This is a genomic window from Arthrobacter sp. StoSoilB5, assembly GCF_019977235.1.
Lineage (GTDB): Bacteria > Actinomycetota > Actinomycetes > Actinomycetales > Micrococcaceae > Arthrobacter.
The window spans coordinates 2713017-2734787 of record NZ_AP024646.1 but is presented as its reverse complement, the minus strand read 5'-3'; the positions used below and the strand labels follow the sequence as shown (position 1 = coordinate 2734787).

Annotated in this window: 16 protein-coding genes and 1 pseudogene; 9 read left to right on the top strand and 8 right to left on the bottom strand. The window is 63.2% G+C overall.

What is annotated here, in order from left to right; genetic code table 11:
• Nucleotides 1-24: 24 nt before the first annotated feature.
• A complete protein-coding gene (locus LDN75_RS12280; protein WP_263422322.1) occupies nt 25-885 on the top strand; it encodes a LysR substrate-binding domain-containing protein in 861 nt (286 codons plus the stop codon).
• 61 nt (nt 886-946) lie between these two features.
• Here LDN75_RS12280 and LDN75_RS12275 read toward each other — a convergent pair whose 3' ends face one another.
• From LDN75_RS12275 to LDN75_RS12260, 4 genes are all read right to left on the bottom strand, one after another.
• The gene (locus LDN75_RS12275; RefSeq protein WP_223932579.1) at nt 947-2200 is read right to left on the bottom strand and encodes an amidohydrolase family protein; all 1254 of its coding nucleotides are present in this window, start codon (nt 2198-2200) and stop codon (nt 947-949) included.
• 63 nt (nt 2201-2263) lie between these two features.
• Nucleotides 2264-2719: a GAF domain-containing protein gene (locus LDN75_RS12270; RefSeq protein ID WP_223932578.1), complete on the bottom strand. Its 456-nt coding sequence runs from the start codon at nt 2717-2719 to the stop codon at nt 2264-2266.
• A gap of 42 nt (nt 2720-2761) precedes the next feature.
• Nucleotides 2762-4435 carry a hydantoinase B/oxoprolinase family protein gene (locus LDN75_RS12265; protein ID WP_223932577.1) on the bottom strand — a complete coding sequence of 558 codons (1674 nt, stop codon included), beginning with the start codon at nt 4433-4435 and terminating at the stop codon, nt 2762-2764.
• Nucleotides 4436-4445: 10 nt separating this feature from the next.
• Nucleotides 4446-6497, bottom strand: coding sequence for a hydantoinase/oxoprolinase family protein (locus LDN75_RS12260; protein ID WP_223932576.1), 2052 nt, complete (start codon nt 6495-6497; stop codon nt 4446-4448).
• 566 nt (nt 6498-7063) lie between these two features.
• Between LDN75_RS12260 and LDN75_RS12255 the strand changes: the two genes are divergently transcribed.
• From LDN75_RS12255 to LDN75_RS12245, 3 genes are all read left to right on the top strand, one after another.
• The gene (locus tag LDN75_RS12255; RefSeq protein WP_223932575.1) at nt 7064-8416 is read left to right on the top strand and encodes an MFS transporter; all 1353 of its coding nucleotides are present in this window, start codon (nt 7064-7066) and stop codon (nt 8414-8416) included.
• Nucleotides 8413-9237, top strand: coding sequence for an aspartate/glutamate racemase family protein (locus tag LDN75_RS12250; RefSeq protein ID WP_223932574.1), 825 nt, complete (start codon nt 8413-8415; stop codon nt 9235-9237). The genes LDN75_RS12255 and LDN75_RS12250 overlap by 4 nt, the downstream gene beginning before the upstream one ends.
• Nucleotides 9238-9603: 366 nt before the next feature.
• Nucleotides 9604-10602 (top strand): zinc-dependent alcohol dehydrogenase family protein, encoded by a 999-nt coding sequence (locus LDN75_RS12245; protein ID WP_223932573.1) that lies wholly within the window; start codon nt 9604-9606, stop codon nt 10600-10602.
• 81 nt (nt 10603-10683) lie between these two features.
• On the opposite strand, the gene LDN75_RS12240 is transcribed toward LDN75_RS12245, so the two are convergent.
• Genes LDN75_RS12240 through LDN75_RS12230 form a run of 3 tightly spaced genes read right to left on the bottom strand, consistent with a single transcriptional unit; the run spans nt 10684 to nt 14517 of the window.
• Nucleotides 10684-12225, bottom strand: a complete 1542-nt coding sequence (locus tag LDN75_RS12240) for a PucR family transcriptional regulator (RefSeq protein WP_223932572.1) — start codon at nt 12223-12225, stop codon at nt 10684-10686.
• Nucleotides 12218-13300: a DUF917 domain-containing protein gene (locus LDN75_RS12235; protein ID WP_223932571.1), complete on the bottom strand. Its 1083-nt coding sequence runs from the start codon at nt 13298-13300 to the stop codon at nt 12218-12220. Before LDN75_RS12235 ends, LDN75_RS12240 begins: the two co-directional genes overlap by 8 nt.
• Entirely contained in the window at nt 13297-14517 is a 1221-nt protein-coding gene (locus LDN75_RS12230; protein WP_223932570.1) for a hydantoinase/oxoprolinase N-terminal domain-containing protein, read from the bottom strand. Before LDN75_RS12230 ends, LDN75_RS12235 begins: the two co-directional genes overlap by 4 nt.
• A gap of 214 nt (nt 14518-14731) precedes the next feature.
• On the opposite strand from LDN75_RS12230, the pseudogene LDN75_RS12225 reads away from it, so the two are divergent.
• A pseudogene (locus tag LDN75_RS12225) lies at nt 14732-15064 on the top strand (transposase); the annotation flags it as partial.
• A 173-nt stretch (nt 15065-15237) separates the two neighbouring features.
• On the opposite strand, the gene LDN75_RS12220 reads toward LDN75_RS12225, so the two are convergent.
• Nucleotides 15238-16203 carry a helix-turn-helix domain-containing protein gene (locus tag LDN75_RS12220; protein WP_223932569.1) on the bottom strand — a complete coding sequence of 322 codons (966 nt, stop codon included), beginning with the start codon at nt 16201-16203 and terminating at the stop codon, nt 15238-15240.
• 131 nt (nt 16204-16334) lie between these two features.
• Between LDN75_RS12220 and LDN75_RS12215 the strand changes: the two genes are divergently transcribed.
• From LDN75_RS12215 to LDN75_RS12200, 4 genes are all read left to right on the top strand, one after another.
• Nucleotides 16335-16961 carry an isochorismatase family protein gene (locus LDN75_RS12215; RefSeq protein WP_223932568.1) on the top strand — a complete coding sequence of 209 codons (627 nt, stop codon included), beginning with the start codon at nt 16335-16337 and terminating at the stop codon, nt 16959-16961.
• Entirely contained in the window at nt 16958-17755 is a 798-nt protein-coding gene (locus LDN75_RS12210; RefSeq protein WP_223932567.1) for an MBL fold metallo-hydrolase, read from the top strand. The genes LDN75_RS12215 and LDN75_RS12210 overlap by 4 nt, the downstream gene beginning before the upstream one ends.
• Before the next feature lie 232 nt (nt 17756-17987).
• Nucleotides 17988-19268 carry an MFS transporter gene (locus LDN75_RS12205; protein ID WP_223932566.1) on the top strand — a complete coding sequence of 427 codons (1281 nt, stop codon included), beginning with the start codon at nt 17988-17990 and terminating at the stop codon, nt 19266-19268.
• A complete protein-coding gene (locus LDN75_RS12200) occupies nt 19265-21769 on the top strand; it encodes a glycoside hydrolase family 3 C-terminal domain-containing protein (protein WP_223932565.1) in 2505 nt (834 codons plus the stop codon). The genes LDN75_RS12205 and LDN75_RS12200 overlap by 4 nt, the downstream gene beginning before the upstream one ends.
• Nucleotides 21770-21771 lie beyond the last annotated feature (2 nt).

Here is a 21771-nt window from a genome sequence, read left to right as displayed (position 1 = left end):
TCTGTCCTTATGGACCTAAAGGACATGCTGGCCTTCCGTACACTCGCCGATGAATTGCACTTCGGAAGGGCCGCCCAGCAGTTGGAAATAAGTCAACCGGCGCTCAGTCAGAAGATCCGCAAGCTCGAAGACGAGCTGAACGTTCAACTGCTTACACGGACCAGCCGGGACGTCGGTCTGACGCAGATCGGCGAGCTGTTCCTCCAGTCATGCCGTCGAACTCTTGCCGAGGCGGAGCGTGCGCGGGAGACCGTGCTCGATGCACGGGACGGGCTTTTTGGCCGCCTGGTGATCGGGTGTCTCGGCGCCGCCGCCAATGGCCCAGTGCCGGACCTTATCCGTCGCCTTCTTGGGAAGGAACCGGGGTGCATGGTGGAACTTCAGCATTTCCTGGATGCCGGGGCCCAAGTGCGCGCAGTGGTAGCAGGGAACATCGACATCGGATTCGTACGCTCGGCTGCGATGGACGACAAGGTTGTGTCCACACATCTTCTTGACGAATCATTCAAGGCATTCATGCCTGAGGAACATCCCCTTGCTGCACGCACCAGCCTCAAACTCGTAGACCTGCGTGAGCAGCCGATGGTCTTCCTGCCGCGTGAGTACAACCCTTCGTACCACGACCTGATCGTCTCTGCCTGCAGGTCTGCGGGCTTCGAGCCATTGGTTAAGGGATACGCCACGAGCCTGGAGACGCAGCTGGCCCTCACAGCCGCCAACGTAGGCATCGCCCTCCTGTCGACCTCGAATGCGAACATCTCCCGCACCGGAGTCGTGGCCGTGGACATCGACCCAGATGACATCATGGCCCCTCTATGGATGATTCACGCCCGGTGGCGGCGAAGCCGCCTCGCCGATCTCTTCATAGACGTTGTAGCCTCGTGAGCCACAACTTCCAGCGATAACGAAGAAGTCGTCCGGCAGCTGCAGCAGCCATGCCCCACCTTCAGCCGACCGATACCTCTAACGCGAAGTCCGCCGCGCCCCGAAGGGCACCGGGAGAGACGATCTGCCCGGCCTTGATGACAGTGCGCGCCTTACTTTCGTCCCAGAGGACCGAGGGGTCACGGAAGGGATTCCCGTCCAGCACAACCAAGTCAGCACAGGCCCCTTCGGTGATGCTTCCCAGGTCAGCGCGCCGAAGCAGGGTGGCGTTGGTGGAAGTTGCCGACCGGAGGGCGCCGTACACGCCAAGCACTTCACACTGCAGGCGGAGTCCGGCCAGTTGCTCGTCCTCCAGTTCACCCATGAGGTCTGTTCCGAATCCGATCCGGACCCCGGCGTCCCGGGCCAGTGCCAGCGCGTTCCTCCCGGCCTCCAGTACTTCCCGGTTCTTGGCCGCTCCCGTCTTGGTGAGGCCGACTTCCTCTCCGCGTCGTTCCATGGCCTCGTAGGTCACCAAGGTGGGGACGAGATAGACATCGTTATCAGCCATGAGCTGGGCGGTTTCCGCATCCATCAGATTGCCGTGTTCGATGCAGCGGACCCCACTAAGTACTGAATGGCGAATGGCCTCGGGCGAATATGCGTGGGCCGTGGCGTAGCTGCCCCGCCGGGAAGCCTCGTCCGTCACGACGCGGATTTCCTCCGCGCTGTACTGCGGAACCCGAATCGGATCGACCGGTGAAACGACCCCTCCGGAGGTCATGAGCTTTATCGCGGTGGCGCCGGTTCGGAATCGGTGGCGCACGGCCCGCAGCAGGTCATCGGCGCCGTCCACCACTTCGCACATGTGGCCGCCATGGAAGCATCCTCCGTCGTTCGCGGCCCGGATATCGCCGTGGCCTCCTGTTTGGCTTAGCGCCGGTCCCGTGAAGAAGTAGCGTGGACCAGGGTACAGTCCCTCCTCGATGGCGTTGGCAAGGCCGACGTCACCGCCCGCCACGTCACGAACCGCTGTGAATCCACGGAGCAGTGCAGCAGCGAGGCGCCTTGCCCCAGCCAGTGCGGAATAGCTAAGTGGTCCCGTCTCGTTCGTGGCAGACGTCAGGCTGAGCGCGTAAGCATGAAAATGTGCATCGATAAGTCCTGGAATCACGGTGCGGCCGCCGGCGTCAAGGACGATGCCGGCCTCTTCCACCTCCTGCCCTGCCCCTGTGATCCGGCCGTCCCGGATGCTGATGGAGCCCTCAATCAGTTCGGGTGATTCACCGTCGAAGATCAGGGCATTCCGTATTGTCAGGCTTCCCGGAGTGGTCACGTGTAGGTCCTTCCTGTGGCCCAGCGCGGGCGGGCCCCCAATTGGTACCCGCCCGCGAAGGAACTAGTTGGCGGTGGTAAGGGCTTCTTCAAGCAGATGGACGGAACGGCGGGCGACATCCACGGCTGCCTCTACGGAGTCCTGGTCATAGCTGCCCTCAGGGGCGAGGAAGTTCATGGATCCGATAGTCCGGCCGCTGCTCACGACCGGAACGTTCACGATAGCCCCGCAGCCCAATGACTCGATCGTTTCCGAATCAAAGAAGAATGCGCGGACCGCTTCCTTGTCCGCCCCCAGGAACGGCTGCTGTCCCTTGAGAACCTGTTCAAGCCACACCCGGTTCGTGTCGCCGTCGAGCGTCTTCTTCCCGCCTACCGGATAGACATCCGGATGGGTGGTGTAGACGCGGGCCATGCTGGCGCCGTCGTCGGCGATGACTGAGACGGTAAAGAGGGTGACGCCGACTTCTTTCCGGGCGTTTTCGTAAACGTCGTCGAAGGATTGATATTGGGAACTCATGGAGTCCTCCCTTCTGGATGGGAACCCATCCGCTGGTGGGGCTTAGTAGCCGTAGTGCGTCTTGGCGAAGTCCTCGGTGATGAATCCATTGACTATGTCGTATGTGATGTCCTCGCGGGAGCGCTTGGAGACCTCTCCGAAGCCGCCGCCGCCACCCACGGCGAGGCGGACGACGTCGCCGGCCTTGACCTTGTGGGCGTTCGCCTTCAGGGTGCGGACCTCATCACGCCGCCCGGGGTTGATCACAACTTCCGGGCCTTGGGCGTCCGAGCCGCCGAAGAGCCCCCAGGCGGGCGTCTTTGACCGTTCGAACCAGAGCCCGACCACGCAGTCGGCCAGGAATTCGTATTCGCGCACCACGCCGTTGCCGCCGCGGTACTGCCCGGGGCCGCCGGAGTTCGGGCGGATGGAGTACTCGTTGATCCGGAACGGGTAGCGGGTCTCCAGCATCTCGATGGGCAGGTCCTTGAGTGAGCCGTTGACGTTGTTGATCATGGCGGATTCACCATCCGTGCCCTGCCAGGCACCCCAGCCGCCCAGAGTGGCTTCCATGGTGACGAAGTTCCGGCCGAAGCGGGTGTCAAAACCGGCGGCAGTGATGATCATTGAGTCACCGTGGCTGGCGCTGGCGACGCGTTCGGGCATGGCCGGGGCCATGGCCTTGGAGACGAGGTCGATCAGCAGCCCAAGGTGGGAGAAGTACCACTGGCACGGGGCTGGCGTTACGGCCCCGAGCACTGAGCCAGACCGCACCTGAGTGGTCATTGGCCGGAATGATCCGCCGTTGGAGTTGGAGTCCGGGCTGACAAGGAGTTTGTAGCCCACGCGCAGTGCCGAGACGGCCTGGGCGGCGCCGCAGTTGACCGGCCCCATGGTCTGGTCCGCCGAACCGGTGACGTCGAAGTCAACGGTGTCGCCGGCTACGGTGATCCGCAGCTTGATCGGAATCGGAGTGTCCAGATTGATGCCGTCGTTGTCCAGGAAGCCCTCGGCTTCGTAAACCCCGTCCGGGATGTTGCGTACGGTCGCACGCTCGATTTCCTCCGTTTGGCGGAAGATCTCATCCCGGGCGGCATCCAACTGCTCCATCCCGTACCGGCCCACGAGCTCCTTCATGCGGGTGGTCCCCATCCGGAGGGCTGCGATCATCGCGTGCATGTCACCAATGGTCTGGTAGGGGAAGCGCACGTTGGTCCGGATCAGGTCAACGACAGAAGTCTCTATACCGGCTTCGACCAGCTTGACCGGCCCCATCCTGAAGCCTTCCTGGAAGATGTCGGTCGAATCCATCGAGCCGCCCACATCTTTGGACCCCATGTCCATCCAGTGCGCACGGGTGGCCGCGAATCCGACCACCGCGCCCTCGTCGAAGATCGGAGCGAAAAGGGTCACATCGTTCAGGTGGGTGCCGCCCAGGTATGAGTCGTTGAGGATCCAAATGTCTCCTTCCTGCCAGACCGCGCGGCCGTACATCTCCTCCACGGCGATGGAACAGGTTTCGAGGTTGCCGAGGAACAGCGGTAGGCCGGCGGACTGTCCGAGCACGCGGTGTTCGGTGTCCAGCAGGGCCACGACGCAGTCCCCGCCCTCGTAGAGGATGGGTGAGTAAGCGGAACGGATCAGGGTGGCGTTCATGTCATCCGCGGCGCTGGTGAGCGCGTTGCGGATGATTTCCACGGTGACGGGATCCAGGGTTTTGACTGCTGTAATTGTCATTTTTGGTACCTCAGTTTCCTTCGACGTTTTCAGAGCGGATGACCAGTGAGCCGAGCTCGTCGACCGTGACGTTGAACCCGGGGGGAACCACGGTGGTGGCGGTCTGCTCCACGATGATGGCGGGTCCTTCGAATGTGTGGCCAGCGCCGAGGTCGTCCCTGCGGACTACGATGGTGTCGTGCTCGACGTGGTCAAAGACCACTTGGCGGATTTCGTGCTTGAACTCCGGCCCCTGTGCAGTGACGTAGCTCGGAGCTTCCAGCCGTCCCAGGTCGCCGACGGCCTGCGTCCGCAACGTGACGATTTCGATCGGGGCGCCGAGGTTGGAGTGGCCGTAGCGCTCGTGATACATCGCGGAAAAGCGAACAGCGAGGTTGGCGATGAAGCCGGGAGATTCGGGTTCGTCAGCGGACGTCAGCGGAACGTTCAGGGAGAACTCCTGCGATTGATAACGGACGTCCACGGACGCCGTCGTGGCGCGGCTTTCCTCCGGGACCCCTTCCGAGACCAGTGACGACAGGCCTTCGACTTCCATCGAGCGCAGGATGCCAGCCATATCTGCCACATCGATGTCTTCGTCGAGGTAGAAGTAGGGTTCGGAAAAGTCCTTGCGGATGTTGGTTTGCAGCATGCCCCAGGCCGAGAAAGCGCCGGGGAAGCGGGGAACGACCGTTTCCGGGATGCCAAGCTCCTTAGCGAGGAAGACGGCGTGCATGGGTCCAGCTCCGCCGAATGCCACGAGGGAGAAGTCGCGGGGTTCGATACCCCGGGAGATGGTGATGGTCCGAATGGCCTGGGCCATCTGCGAGTTGGCGACGTCGCAGATGCCTTCGGCCATGGCTATGGGGTCCAGCCCGAGTTGGTCACCGACTGTTTTCAGGGCTGTTATCGCGGCTTCACGGTCCAAGGCGACCTGTCCGCCGGCGAACCAGTCGGGGTCGACACGGCCGAGCACGAGGTTTGCGTCGGTAACGGTGGGTTCCGTCCCGCCGCGGCCGTAGCAGGCCGGCCCGGGATTGGCTCCTGCGGAACGTGGTCCGACCCGGAGGCCGCCGGCTTCGAGCCAAGCGACGGAGCCGCCACCAGCGCCGACGGTGTGGATATTGACAACGCTCATGAGCATCGGCAGACCTTCAAGGTGGGCCTCCGTGGAGACGTCCGGCTTGCCGTCAACCACTAAGGAAACGTCAAAGGATGTGCCGCCCATGTCCACACCGATGAGGTTGCGGCTGCCCGAGACACCCGCCAGTTCGACATCGCCCATGGCACCGCCGACGGGGCCGGAAAGCAGCGTCTGCAGCGGGCGCTTACGGGCGGACTCGGCGGTAAGGACGCCGCCGGAGGACTGCATGATGTGCAGCGGGGCTTCCACTCCCCGGTGAGCGAGTTTCTCTTCCAGGTCCAGGAGGTAGTTGCGTACAACCGGCCCCGTATAAGCCTCCACGACGGCGGAGGACGTGCGTTCGTATTCGCGCCATTCCTTGGCTGCTTCGTGCGAAAGGGAGACTGTGAAGTCTTGTCCGAGTTCCTCGATCAGGATTTCGCGGGCCCTGAGTTCATGCGAGGGGTTCTTGTAGCTGAACAGGAATGCAACCGCGACGGCGCCGTACCCCTCATCCACTGCCCGGCGCGCTGCCTGGCGAACTGCCAGTTCGTCCAAGGGCACGAGTTCCTGGCCTTGACTGTCCAACCTGCCACCGACGCCGATGACGTCCTTGCGCTCAATCAGCGGGGCAGGCTTGCGGTACTGAGCATTGTAGAGCTCCAGACGGGGGCCGCGGGCAATGTGATAGGTATCTTCGATGCCGGCCGTTGACAGCAGTAGCACGGGAACCCCACGACGTTCCAGGAACGCGTTCAGGCCCTGGGTGGTGCCGTGGACCAGGAAATCGATGTCCGATAGATCATCAACTATCGATTCGAGGCCGGCAATGACTCCGGCACTCAGGTTCCCCGGTGTGGTGGACGCTTTCGTAGCCGCGTAGGTTCCCGCGTCCTGGTCGTACGCCACAATGTCAGTAAAGGTTCCGCCGATATCCATCGACACCCTGTAGTTCGGCATGTGTATCTCCTCATGGTCTTGGAATGGAACTTTGTGTGTGAGAGATCACGGTACATACGGGGCCGACCAAGATGGTGGGCATACTGCATGATTCGGCTACAGCTGGACGGGCAGTGTGCATAATGCCGGTGTTCGGGCACCAGAAACTGTTGAGGCCGGTGGGTTCGGCGCCATCGGCGTGAGGTTTACTGAATTGGCGCCTGCCACTCCTCAGGACGACAACGAAGACGCTTCCGGGTGGGATGTAGCGGCACGAGCCATTCTGGTCGGGGCAGGGACAAGTGCTCGAAACAAACCGTGGCTCCTTTTGACCTGCGCAGAGAGTGCGCGTTTAGACGAGCAGTGCTTTACGCCCAATCGGCTGGATCAAGAAAGTGCAAACTGAACACTGCCTGAGCACTCCTCGTTTGTAGTGTGAGTGCAATCACTCGGCGGGAGGCTAGGACGACCTGCCGAGTGGAGGCTTGGTGAGCTGCTCCGAGGTGAATTCCCTGATATCCGGACTGTTCTCCGTGCAGAAACCTGCGTGTACTTCTTATCCTGTCCAAAATATCGGAGGTCAAGACATGTCCAGTATCGACCCACTCATTTCAGGGCAAGCGCCCGGGACGGCGAGCCCACCTCGCTCCATGGCCGTCGGGCACGCGTTCCGCGACATGCCTTTCGGGTCCATCCACTTCAAGATCTGCGCGGTCCTCTTCATTGCTTTCGCGATCGAAGCCTGGGAAATGCTCATGCTCACCTACGTTTCTGGTGATCTGGCTACTAGCCTGCAGGTCGGCATGACGCAGGTAGGAATCGCCATCTCGGCGCTCTTCCTCGGCATGATCCCCGGCTCACTAATTTGGGGGCCCATCTCTGACCGGATCGGCAGGAAAGCTACGTGCGCATGGAGCTTCGCCGGTTATGGCGTCTTCACGCTCCTGAGTTGCTTCGCACCGAACTTTGAGACCCTCTCGGTGGCTCGCTTCCTCGCCGGTCTGGCGTTCTCCGGCGTGTTCACCGTGACTTTCCCCTATTGTGAAGAACTGCTCCCGGTTAAGGTCCGCGGAAGGGCCACGGTCTATCTTGCCGCAGGGTGGCCGATCGGTATCCTGGCCGCCCTCGGCACCGCTGCTCTGATCGGAGGGCACGGCTGGCGCTGGGTCATTGCCGTTAGCGCACTTGCCAGCCTGTGGGGCATCGTTCTGTACAAAGTCGTTCCGGAATCCCCGTACTGGCTCGCGAGGAAGGGGCGGAACGAGGACGCGCACGATGTCCTCGACCGTTTGGGAGCACGCGACATCTCCCGTAGCACCATTTTCACCGTGTCGGAGGACAAGAAGCAGTCCATCTGGAGCCTCTTCAAGGGAAAGATGGGCCGGATCACGGTCATCCAAATCCTCATCAACTTCACCTTCTCCTGGGGCTACTGGGGACTTCAATCGTGGATGCCAACATTGCTTGAAGGGCGAGGACTGAGCGCCTCATCAAGCTTTTCCTTCATTGCCCTGAGCGCGGTCCTCATGATCCCCGGATACATGACAGCTTCCTACCTAACCGGACGGTTTGGCCGCAAATGGATATTCACGATCTACGTCCTCGCAGCGGCAGGCGGCGGTTTCTTCTTCGGTACAGCCGCAACCGAAACCGAAATGTATATCGGCATGTTCGCTCTTGCCTTCTTCGCCCTGGGAGCCTGGGGTGTCTGGGACACGTGGATGGGCGAACTCTATCCCTCGGCCATGCGTGGCTCAGGCTACGGGTTCGGGATTTTCGGTCAGCGGGTCGCAAATACGGTCGCACCGAGTCTTGTCGGTTTCCTCCTAGCCTCCGCCGCCGGAGCCACCTCGACGATTCTGTTTATCAACATGTTCTTGTTTGCCACGGTCATCCTCGGCCTGTTCTTGCCCGAAACCGAAGGAAGTGAATTGGAATGATCACCACCACCGACAATCTCTACGATCTCTCGGAGAACGCCCGAATCCTGTGGATCAACCCGCTCTACACCGATGTGTACAACCGAGCGATGGCGGATTCCTTCCGCCAGATAGTCCGTCCCGGCACCGAAGTTGATGTCGTTTCCCTTGACGGAGAGGGACCCTCCCACGTTGAATACAACGCTTTCGAGGCACTTATGCTTCCACAGCTGTTGCGGACGGTGCGGTGGGCGGAAGAAGCAGGCTATGACGCCGCCGTCATCGGTTGTTTTTACGACCCGGCGCTGCGAGCCGCACGCGAAATCACCGATCGCATGGTGGTTGTAGGCCCGGCGCACTCGGCGCTGAGCATCGCCGGAAGTCTGGGCGAGCGATTCTCCATCCTCGTCGGACGGAAAAAGTGGATTCCCGAGATGGCCGAAAACGTCCATCGTTGCGGCGCATCAGAGCGTCTTGCCTCATGGCGCGTGCTCGAGATGGGCGTCGATGACTTCCAGGCGGACCCGGCACTCACGGAACAGCGGATCATGACCGAAGCCCGCAAGGCCGTGGAGCAGGACGGCGCAGACGTCGTCATCCTCGGCTGCACGGCCGAATTCGGATTCTTCCGAACGGTTCAAGAGGAAATTGGCGTACCCGTGATCGACGCCACTGTGGCCCCGCTCAAACACGCCGAGCAGCTCGTCGACTCGGTTCGTCGGTTCGGTTGGACGCACAGCAAGCGCCTGGGCTACGACGGGCCCACGGCTCAAGAACGCCAGCGGTTCTTCCCGGCTCTCGAGCCAAAGCACATGGTGTCAATGACCACGGTGTCCCCGTAAATACATTGCACCACCCGTCACGCCGACTGCTTGCGCGTCACAGAGCCCCTGCGCCGCTCGCGCATCTTTGGCCGGAGTTACTCCGATGCCCTCGCTTGCCTCGACATCCCGTGATCGAGGCAGGCGAGGGAACCCTTGCGGATCACCAGCAATGCGGGGACGGGTAACCGCATCCTTCCCGTAACCCCGGCGGCAGCAGCGCCGGCTAACCAATCAAAATCAAACGTGGCATATAGCACCACGCATAAACGGAGGTACGGCTATGTCCAGACGGATCCTATCTATCAACCCCATGATGACCCACGCCTACCATGTCCCTATCGGACGCCTGTCCCCCCTCAAACCCAACTGCTCGCTGGTCCAGCGATGAGCAGGCCGGAATCCGCGGTTGTCTTCCGCAAATTAGGCGGCCCCGAAGTGCTCGCCGTCGAAGCCGCTTCTCCAAGTCAAGCCGGCGAAAACGACGTCCGCATCGACGTCGCAGCATTTGCGCTCAACCGGGCAGATCTAATGTTCATTCACGGGGAGCACTACACGATCCCGGTGTTCCCCTCGCGCATTGGTTCCGAGGCAGTGGGAACCGTCACCGAGATCGGCGGGAATGTCACCGCCTTCAGCATCGGCGACCGCGTTACGAGCATTCCTTTCTTCACGACAACCGACGGCGTGCAGGCAACAACAGCCGTCCTCCCGGCAGACTACCTAACCCTTGCACCGCCGGAACTTTCGGATGCCCAGGCATGCTCTGTGTGGATGCAATATCTCACTTCTTACTTCGCCTTCGCAGAAGTAGCCAACGTCGGATCTGAAGACACAGTGCTCGTCACGGCCGCCGCCAGTTCGGCCGGTCTTGGCGCCATCGAGATCGCACGCGCACTGGGAGCGAAAGTGGTCGCGACGACGCGCTCGGAGAAGAAGCGATCGCTGCTCCTCGAGGCAGGCGCGAACGAAGTAGCCCTCGTGGGAGCCGAGGACCTCGGCGAGGTCATCGACCGCGCCACCGATGGCAAAGGCGTGCGGGTCGCGTTCGATCCTGTCGGAGGAGAGTCCCTCGACACCTACGTCCATCACCTCGCACCCGGCGCCATCATTTTCGGATACGGAACGTTGAGCGATCTACAGCCTGTCATCCCTATGGCCGCAATGTGCAGGACTCAATCGGTTTTCCACCCGTACTCAATGTTCAACCACGTCGGACGGGCCGATGAGCGGCGGCGAGGTGTCGAATTCGTCCTCGAGGGGATTAGCTCCGGCGCCCTGAGGCCCAGAGTCGACCGCGTCTTTGCTTTCGACCAAGTGGTTGGCGCCTACCGCTATATGGAGTCAAACGAACAGTCAGGGAAGATTGTCGTCGAAATTGGTTAGCCCTGCCGTAAGCCAGGTCCGTGTCCGTGGAACAGTCCGGCGGGCACGGGCCGGGGTCGGGCTCAGGAATGGACCGCACCGTTACGGACTGCTGACGGATGAAGATGCGCCGACGGGGTCTTCGGAAGTCGTTTTGTCTGGCATGGAATGCCCCAGCACTTTGACGATGAGGTGGACGGACAGCATCTCAGAGGGGATATCAAGCGGGACACCGAGTTCCCGTGCCCGGTTAAGCCGGGCCTGCAGGGTGTTCCGGTGCAGGTTGAGGGATTTCGCAGCGAGGCTGACTGAGCCGCGGTGATCGAGGAAGGCGGCCACTGCAGTAATGATCACGTCGCGGTCAGGGGACGTCACCAGTCGCGGCAGTGATAGTTCTGCCACGAGCGCGACGGCGTCCATGTCGACGAAGGTCGTGGCCGCGACCACCCCGAGGCCGGCGAAGCCTAGAACCGTGCCGGACCCCACTGACCGGGCAGATTCAGCAGCCAGCCGCGCCTCACGCACGATCAACGCCAGCGCCGGGGCATCCTCCTGCCACCGGGACAATCCAGCCACCAGGCCTAGCTCGACAAGAGCTGGCCCCAGACGTGTCCTGATTCGGGTTTCAAGTTGGGCCGAGGCGTCCTGGTCCCCGGCCGGTACGAGCGCCAGCCAACCGCCTTGAACCTCAGCCAAGGGGCTGCGTACTGCGACCTTGCGCCAGAGCAGGCGCAACACGGCCGTCAGCTCGGGCCTATGGTCTTGCACCTGCCCGCTGCGGAACCACACGGCCATGTACGGCTCCCCTTCGCGCCAGCCCAACTGGGTCAGAAGATGTCGGTGCTTTTCCGCGAACTCCGCGCCCGACGCGGCAAGGTCCTGATCCAACCCGGCGATCGCCGCCGTGGGAACTGCCCGGGCAGTGCTAAGCAGCTCCTCCAACAGCCAGGCGGCCTTCACCGCGGGGGTGGCCACCTCGAGGATTGAGCGCACCAGCCGCAGGTTGTGGACGCCGGAAGCGGGCACGCGGGCCGTGAAGGTGCAGCGGACGGCGCTATTGGCCCCGCCGACTTCCACAGTGATGACTTCGTCAGTCTCCCGTGGAGGCATTCCGGCGGAGGCCAGAACCACGCCGTCGTACTCCAGCGAAACTCCAACCCCGTCCAGTTCCCTGGAAATGGTCTTGAGAACATCACCGAGTGTGGTGTCCTTTGCGACAGTCCGGGCGACCCTGGCCAGTTCCGCATCGACCACCGACAGGGCCGCGCCGATCTCGGCCGCCAGTGCCAGGGCAAGTGCTGCAGGTTCCCCGTCAGTGGCCAGCAGCGTGATGCCCAACCGCTCCGCCAGTCCGACCGCCGCGCTTGCATAGGCGCTGCCGGCCACGACGACGGCGCTGGCCCGCCGCTCCCACGCATGGCGCAGCGCCGCGGACACCAGCCAACCCCCTGATCCCATCTCTGAGGAGAGGACCACCACAGTATTGGGCCGCACCTGCCGGATCGCCTCAAGCTGGGAGACGAGAACAACACTTTCTATCAACCCGCTGGATGGCGTGAGATATAGCGGCGTGGTGCCACGGAGGGAACCGTGCGCCAATAGCCCGGCGACATCGAGCCGGGTTTCATTTTTGGATCTACGCATGTCGCCGCCTTGGGTGCACGATCGGAATGCCGAAAGCCTTGGGCTCGGTGAGATCAAGGCCCGCCTCCGAATACCACTGCGCGGCTGCCGTGATCTTCAAGATGTCGATGACGTCGCCCACCTGGACGTCGTCGAGGTTGACCACCGTGCCCTGCTCGGAATTGAGCAGCGTCACCATGTCCGGAACGGCTGCTGTTACCGCACCATCCACGAGGACCAGCAGGATCTCATTCTGGATTTCAAGACGGACGATGCGTCCGGTGGTTTCGTCTTCGAGCGTCACGCTGGACGGCTGCGCCGGCAGGCCGAGGTCGGTGGGCCGGGAGAGGCTTTCGATGTGGCTCACGCGGGCCCGGGCGATGCGAGTGGTGCCGAGGAGATCTGTCAGCAACAACAGCTTTCTCTCAACCGAGGTGTCCCCGCCAAGGATTTGCCCAATCCGGATCATCCGGCTGATGGAGCCATGAACGCCATGCTCCCTCAGCTGTTGCGCGGAACACGGATACATGGCGGTGGCTGCCCAGCCGCCGAGTTCGGTCACCAGTGCACGCACCAGCGTCTCGGCCCGCTGCGGGCTTTCGACCTCAACCACCGCCCGTTCCCCGGTGACCCCCATGAGCGCGATAGGGCCGATCGCCACGTTTCCAATGTTCAGAGTTGTTTGGCTGATCAAGGGGAAAACGCGGCCCATGGGGTCGGAATCGATGACGGGCAGCGAGGACTGCAGCCCAACCATGAGGGGGACGATTCCGTTGATGTTGGCGGCGGCGAGCGAATAGATCGCCCTCACCCTCCGGCCGAGGCTGGCCTCGATGGCACTGATGCAGCCGAGGAACTCATCGCCCACGGGAGGCATGTCGGCGATGAAAAGGCCCTGCGTGACCATTCCGACCGCCACCACCAGATCGTCGGGAGCAAGCTCGTCGACGCTGATGAGTTCCAATGACCGGTCCTCCATCGCCCGCTGGATCATCTCTGCATAGATGTAAATGGCCGTCGGGTCGATGGTGCAAGCCAGGAAGTGGGCACCTGTTCTGAGGTTCCGGACGTCCTCGGTGGTGAGTACGGTGCTCATGGGTTGGTTCCCCGCGCGGCTGCGGTCAGCACGCGTTCCTCGTCAGCGGACGTTTCTCCTGCTGCCTGGACCCGGATTCGAACGATTCCGGGGTTGCCGTAGGGCATCGCAAAGACGTTCGATTCAATGATGTGGGTCTGCCCGGGGCTGGCGCCCAACTGGACCGCCGCTGAGTGGGCGTCCTCTTCGGCGAGGTTCTGCACGCGTTTCAGGTCAACCCGTCCGCCGACGGTCTCGAGCCTGTCGATCCACGCCGTCAGCGGGGCCACGGCAGATCCTACCAGTGCGGCGTCCTGCACCGCCGGCAGAGTGGGCACCAGCCCGAAGGGCAGCGCACTCTCCTGCCACTCGCGGAGATCGGCAATCACGGAGGGGATGTCGGTGCGAACCGGATGGTGGACGGTGTACGGCTCCAGAATGGCGGCGTTGCTGGCGAGGCTTGCGTCAAATCCTTGGCGAATGAGGCTTCTGGCGACAGGCAGGCCTCCCCGGGTGTGGCCCACGGTGACCCCGGCCTCCGTGCAGAGAATGACTTCCCCGTCGGGGATTCCCGCCAACGTTGCCGCGCCAAGGATTCCCATCGCGGGCTCAGCGCGCAAACCGTGTACAGGCGCCAAGGCCAGCCGTGACAGAGGTGCGCGGCCGCCGTCGTTCTTAGCAAACGACAAGAGGGTGGCCGGGAACTGGCGCCGGCCTGCCTCCTCAAGCATGGCGGCCAGCTCTTCCCCCGTCTCCATCAGGGCGCTGTTAAGGATGGCGGTGTAGTCGCGGTCCCGGAAAACGCTGGAATGGAAGTCACTGGAAATACTGATCCGCATATCTCTGTCGTTGCTTAGGATGGCATCGGCTATGCGCGTTTCATGGTCCTTTGACGCCGTCGAACCGACGGCAGTGATCGCCACGTTCCGCACGTCGCTGGCAAGGATGCCCGGGAGATCGGCCAGGAACGCCTCCAGGTCCAACCGGGCCAGAGGCCGTCCCCGCAGGTCGTGACCCCCGCGGACGTGCACGGTCCGGGTCACTGCCGGCTCAACAAGGGCTGGAAGGACGGTCATGTGGAAGTCGTCCGCGGGGGGACGGGGCGATATACGGATGGCGACGACGTCGGCCGGTTTCCGCTCCACCAAGACCCGTCCGACGTCGGCAGTGATTTCCGTGATGCCTGACCCGAACTCCCGACGGAGCCCGGACAAGGACGACTCCAATGCTTCCGACAAGCTGCCCGCCTTCACCTCCCGAGCGGCGGAAACTACGGTCCGCCCGTCCACTACAACGGCCCGGCAGCTGGTTCCCTGCAGCCGCAGTCCCACTCTCATTGTTCAGTTCCTGTCTGGCGTCTACCAACGATGAGTATCTGCCGAGTAGTCAATATCTTCCATGCGTATAGAGTGCACTAAGGCGTGTCTCTTAATTGCCGGGGAGGTCGTTGGGCCCCGCACCCGCCCGGACCGGGCCCTGGCAGACAAGGCCTACTCATCCAAGGCCATCCGGGCCTACCTGCGCGGGCGTGGCATTGAATGCGTCATCCCCGAAAAGGACGACCAGAAAGCCAACCGCAAACGCAAAGGCTCCGCCGGCGGGCGACCCGTCACCTACGACAAGGACGCCTACAAACGACGCAACGTCGTCGAGCGCAGCTTCAACACCCTCAAGCAATGGCGCTCCCTCGCCACCCGCTATGACAAACTGGCCCTCACATACCGCTCAGCGACCGTTCTACACGCCGTCACCATCTGGAGCACCGCATTAAAAGACACGTCTTAGGTGCCGCCCGGGAGGCGAACCGCCAACTCATGGGTCAACTCAACAAGACGGCGGCAAACTATGGTTTCGATGGCCGACGTGGCACGATCCGGCATGCGGCCTGCCAAGACTGAACTGCCTCGCCCCATGGACGTCGCGGGGTGACATCGCCTGTGTGGTCCCTATCGCCATAGCTAACCCGTGGCGGTCTGCCCGCTGAAAAGCCGCCTGTACTCCGACGGCGTGGTGGCGTAGGCGGACATGAAGTTCTGCCGCATGGTGACTGGGCTCGTGAAACCGCATTTGGCGGCGATCTGCTCGATGGGAAGGTCCGTAATTTCCAGGAGCCGTCGCACTTCGTCCAGCCGGCGCGTGCGGAGCCAAGTGGCCGGCGTGGTACCGGTGGCCGCCCGGAATGCCCGGATGAAACTGCGCCGGCTCATGTGGGCAGCCTGTGCGAGGTCGTCGACGCCGAGCCGTTCGCCGAGTTGCTCCACCGCCCAGTCCAATGCCTCCGCAATGGGGTTTGCGTCTCCGGGGCGGCGGACCGGGCGCTCGATGTACTGGGCCTGACCGCCGCTGCGGTGCGGTGCGACCACCAGGCTGCGGGCTACCCGGTTCGCTGCCTCTGCTCCCAGCCGTGAGCGCACAATGTGCAGGCACGCGTCCATCGCAGCAGCAGTCCCGGCGGAGGTCAGGATGTCTCCGTGGTCGATGTAGAGTACGGTCCGGTCCACGGGGATGCCCGGGTGGCGTTCGCTGAACGCGTCGAGCGCATGCCAATGGGTCACTGCGGGACGGGCGGCGAGCAGGCCGCTGTCGGCCACCGGAAACGCTCCCAGGCACAGGCCGACGATCATTACGCCCTTCCCGTGTGCCTGCCGGATTGCGCCGGCAAAGGGTGCAGGCAGGGGCCGTCCGTCTTCGAACCAGGAAGGGATCACCACGATGTCGGCCGCGGGCACCACTTCATTGCCGGCCAGTCCATCGATCCCGTAGCCCTCGGCCGTGCGGACCGATCTGCCATTGTCCGTAAACAGGACCGTCTCCCAGTCGGCCAGGCCCTGCCGGGCCACCTCCCCGAACACCAACTGGGGAACCGAGAGATGGAACATCGTGACGCCGTCGAAGGCATAGACAGCGATCTTCACCGCTTTCACAGGAAACCGCCTCTCGCTTGGCCCGATTTCATCGGAGTTATGCACTTGTGCCAATTGTGGCACATGCGCGGGCGCGGGAGGCTGGACTTGGGCGCGAAGGCCGCGCCCATCCAAAGACCCAGGAGGTGGACATGACGGCTCCCCGTCGTGCCCTGATCGTCATCGATTCCCAGCAGGAATACTTCACAGGTCTCCTGCCCATCCAGTACCCGCCGCGGGAGGAATCGATCCAGCGCATCGTGGCTGCCGTCGAAGCCGCGGAGCAGGCTGGCATTCCGGTTGTCATGGTCCAGCACTCCGCCGGCGAGGACGCTCCGGTCTTCAACCCAGGCAAAGAAGAATGGCAGCTCCATCCCTCGCTGGAGGAGCGCCGGTCCGGCGGGTGGAAGACGGTGGTCAAGCAGTACAGCTCTGTCTTCCCGGGCACCGGCTTGGCGGGATGGCTCCGGGAGAACGGTGTGGACACCATCACGCTGGCCGGCTACATGACCAATAACTGCATCATCGCCTCGGCCAGCGACGCCGAGATCCACGGCTTCACCGCCGAGGTGCTCTCCGACGCCACGGGTGCCATCAACATCTCCAACAGCGCGGGAACCGTGGACGCGAAGACCGTGCACACCACGCTGATGGCCCTGCTCAACTCGAACTTCGCCGCCGTGGCCACCACCGAGCACTGGAGCCAGGCCGTCCAGGCCGGAGTGCCGCTGGAAAAGAGCAACCTGGTCGAATCGGCAGCGGGAGGAACCGGACTGTGACCCTCACTGTCACGCTCGTCGGAGGACCTACCGCAGTCCTTGACCTTGACGGATTCCGGATCGTCACCGACCCCACCTTTGACCCGCCTGGAGAATACCGCCAGGAAGGTGCTCCGATCACCCTCGTCAAGACGGCCGGCCCTGCGCTTTCGCCCGAGGAGATCGCCCCGGTCCATCTGGTTTTGGCGTCACATGAGCATGATGACAACCTGGACCGCACGGGACGGATGTTCCTCGCATCCTCAGCCAGGGCCTTTACCACCCCCGACGCCGCAGCCAGGTTCGGAGAGCATGTCACCGGGCTGGCGGACTATGAGTCCGCCACGGTGACCCGGCCGGACGGGAAGGTCCTCACCGTCACCGCGGTCCCGGCGCGGCACGGCCCCGAAGCGGTCTTGCAGCAGAGCGGGCAGGTAGCAGGATTCGTGCTGTCAGGCGAGGCCTGCCCCAGGATCTACGTCAGCGGAGACAATGCTTCCGTTGAGGTGGTCGCGGAAATCCAGGAGAAGTGCGGACCCATTGGCGTCGCCGTCCTGTTCGCCGGCGGAGCCGGCTTCAAGGAACTGGCCGACGGCGCCGACCTCACCCTGGGGAATGACGCAGCCCTCGCAGTCTCGAAGATCCTCAGCCGCGCGGTCATCGTCCCCATCCACGCGGATTCCTGGGCGCATTTCCGGCAGACCACGGCCCAGATGCGCGAGTTGTTCCAGGCAAACGGCCATGGTGACAAGCTGCTCGTACTCAGCCCGGGAGAGACCGCAACCGTGCCACCGGCCGGAACTGCTGACAGCTGAGTCACACCTTCCTCTTCAACAGACCGCGCAGCCCCGGGCCTTCGACAAGCCAGTCAGAAGGTTCGGGGCTGCGGGCGCTGAGTCTTGTGTGGGCAGCCCACCAAAGCCAGTTAGGTAACGATTTGATTAACAGACCGAGCACACGGTCTGTTAATGCTATCGTGGTACTCATCACATTCGGCATTGATGCCTGATGTTCCCCACCCTCAATCCACAGAAAGCGATGAGACCCATGGTTGTGTCTGATCCGGCGGCAGGAACGACGTTGCCCTCGCCCGCCGTCCCCGCTCCCAAAGAAAAAGCCAAAGCAAGCGTCATCGCCACGATGGTGGCCGCCCGGCTCGGACTTATGACTGCCCTTTCCGTGCCAATCGTGGCCGGGATGACGCTCAAGGTGCAGTCCTTGGTTTCCCCGGCTGAAGTAGCCTCTACGCTCGGTTTCGTCATCTCCATGGGCGCCTTCGCCGCCCTCATCTTCGATCCTGTCTTTGGCCGGCTCAGCGACCGAACCATTGGCCGTTACGGCCGCCGTCGCCCGTGGCTGGTCGCGGGAGCACTGGGACTCCTGGTCAGCCTGACCGTAATTGCCCTGGCACCAAACGTCGTGGTTCTAGGCATCGGCTGGTTCTTCGCACAGGCCCTTGGCAACGCTGCGGTCGCTGCACACACGGCCTCTCTGGCAGACCAGGTACCTCAGTGGCAGCGCGGCAAAGTCAGCGGCATGATCGGCATCGCCTCCCAGGCAGCCGGCCTGGGGGCGGCGTACTCGGCAAGTCTTCTCGGGCAGAACATGCTCCTTCTGTTCCTGGTTCCCGGAGTCCTCGGGCTGATTCTGGTCCTCGTCTTCGCCTTCGTCCTGCCGGACCAGCCGATGTCCCGCCGGCCAGCTTCCGAAGGTGGCTTCCGTACAGTTCTGAAGACCTTCTGGGTCAACCCGGTCAAGCATCCGGACTTCGCCTTCGCCTGGATCTCACGCTTTCTCGTCGTCCTGGCACTGTTCATGTTCGTCACGTTCCGCCTGCTGTACCTGCAGCAGGACCTTGGCCTTTCCAAACAGGACGCAGCAGGCGCCTTGGCGACCGGTGTACTCATTTACACCCTGGCTCTCGTTACGGCAGGCCAAATCGCCGGATGGATCTCGGACAGGCTCGGGCGTCGGAAGGTCTTCATCTGGATTTCAGCCATCATTTTCGGCATTGGCACGTGGATGCTGAGCCTGGCAGACTCCACAAGCGGGTTTTATTGGGCCGAACTGGTCATCGGCATCGGCTTCGGCATCTACATCGCCGTAGACCTCGCCCTGGTCATCGATGTCCTCCCCAACCCAGATGACACCGCAAAGGACCTCGGCGTCTTCAACATCGCCATGGCCGGCCCCCAGACTATTGCCCCTGCCATCTCCGCGGCGTTGCTGGCACTTGGCGGCGGCAGCTACGACCTCCTGCTGGCCGTAGCGGCCGTGATCGCCCTGCTCGGTGCGCTGACCATCCTCCCCGTGAAGAAGGTCCGATGAGCGAACATCACACCCTGACAAGTACAGACAGCGAGGAGACCGCAGCAATGGGCCAGGACCTTGGCAGCGTCATTGAACAGGCACTTGCCACTTTGGACCTTCCTTCGAAGGTGAACCTCCTCTCCGGCGCAAGGATGTTCAGCTTGTCGGATGAGCCGGCAATCGGCCTCCAGGAAATCGTCATGTCCGATGGCCCCTCAGGGGTCCGTGGACCCCTGGTGGTCGGAGGGCGGGTCGCTTGCCTCCTACCCAACGCAACGCTCATCGCCCAAAGCTGGGACCTGGACGTGATGCGCGAGGTCGGGCAAATCCTTGCGGACGAAGCGGAGGACCAAGAGACCCATGTGGTCCTGGGGCCCACAGTAAACCTTCACCGGACTCCCCTGGGCGGGCGCCTGTTTGAATGCTTCAGCGAAGACCCTGTACTGACCGGCCACCTCGGGGCGGCCTATGTACAGTCCCTCCAGGAACGGGGGATTGCCGCGACGCCGAAACATTTCCTGGCCAACGAAGCTGAAACCGAGCGCACCACCGTGGACTCCGTGGTTCCGGAAGATGCCCTCCGGGAGCTGTATCTGCTGCCCTTCCAGATCATGGTCGAAGACGCTCGGCCGTGGACGATCATGGCCTCCTACAACCGGATCAACGGAACCACCGCCACCGAGCACGACGAGCTCCTGAACAAGGTCCTCAAGGACGAATGGGGTTTTGATGGCCTGGTGATCTCCGATTGGCTCGCTACCAAGACAGCGGTGGAGAGCGCCAACGGCGGACTCGACCTCGTCATGCCGGGACCGGACACCCCCTGGAGCCGGTCCCTGGTTGCCGCCGTCGAAAGCGGTGATGTCTCTGAAGACACGGTGGATGATCACCTCCGCAGGCTTCTCAGGCTCGCATCCCGGGTGGGCGCCTTCGACGGGAGTCGCAGCTGGACCAAGGAGCTGCCGCGCCCTGACAGCCCGGAGCGCCGCGAACAGCTGCGCCGGCTCGCTGCCCGGAGCATGGCGGTACTGGTCAACCGGGCCAACACCCTTCCCCTCCGCAAGGACTCCACGGAACGCGTCGTGGTGATCGGCCGTCACGGGATCGATACCGTGGCGCAAGGCGGTGGCTCCGCCATCGTGCGCCCGCCCCACGTCATCAGCGCCGCCAAGGGAATCGCGCGGGCTCTCGGCGAGGACCGCGTAACCGTCGTCGATGGGGTCCAGACCCGCACGCAATGGCTCGCAGCGAACCCAGAACTCCTCCGCGACCCGGAAACCGGGACCCGCGGTGCGCGCACACGCATCTTCGACAAGGAAGGGAACCTGCTCGGCACCCGTCATCTGGAGGTCCCGGAGCTTGAGATCAGTGGGGAAAGCTGGGCCTCGGGAGCGTCGTCCATCGAACTCTCAGCCGAGCTAGCAATCGACAAGCCCGCCAGGATGATGATCGGCACCCGCGGGGCCGGCAACTGGGACATTACTGTGCCTGGATACCGGGAGTCCATACGGACCCCCTTCCACGACGGTCCGGGCGGCGGATTCTTCCGCCCCAAGAGCCACGCCACACCACTGGACGTCGAACCGGGCGCCCGGATCACCGCGATCACTGATGCGGAGCACGAGAACCGCCTCATCGGCCTGGTCGCGGAACCTGCGCTGAGAAACAGCGCAGCCGCCATCCGAGACGCCGTCGCGGCCGCCGCGGACGCCGACGTGGCCGTCGTCGTCGTCGGTTACACGCAGGAACAGGAAACCGAAGGCCAGGACAAGAACACCCTTGCCCTGCCCGGCGACCAGGATGCACTCGTGGCGGCGGTGGCAGCCGTAGCCAGGCGGACGGTCGTCGTCCTGAACGCCGCCACCCCGGTTCTCATGCCATGGATCGCCGACGTGGACGCCGTGCTGTTCGCCGGCTTGCCGGGGCAGGAAGCGGGGGACGCCATCGCAGCGGCGCTGACCGGCGACGTCGAACCCGCAGGACGCTTGGTGACCACCTTCCCTGCCCGGGACGGCCAAGGTCCGGCATGGTCCGTGACGCCGCGCGGCGGCAAACTTCCCTACTCAGAGGGAACCGGGGTGGGATACCGCGGATGGAGCACCTCCGCCGAGAAACCCTTGTTCTGGTTCGGACACGGTCTCGGCTACACCGAATGGGACTACAAGAGCGCCGAGATCACGTCCATGGAGAGGGAAACCGTGACTTCGGTAAGGGTTTCCCTCAGCAACGTCGGGGACCGCACAGGAACGGAAACAGTCCAGGTCTACCGCTTCCCCGGCGACCCGTCCGTTCCTCCACGGCTCATCGGCTGGGCGCAGCTTCACCTGGAACCCGGCGGGCAGGCAAGCATCGACGTCAGTTGCGATCCCCGCGCGCAACGGCTATGGAACAGTACCGCTCACCGCTGGGACGACATCACCGGAGGCCGGATCGTCATCGCACGCGGACTCGGCGATGTCAGACTGGAACTGGCTCCCACAGGGCGCGAGGCCATGGTGGCCGGAACAAGCAAGGAGTAAAC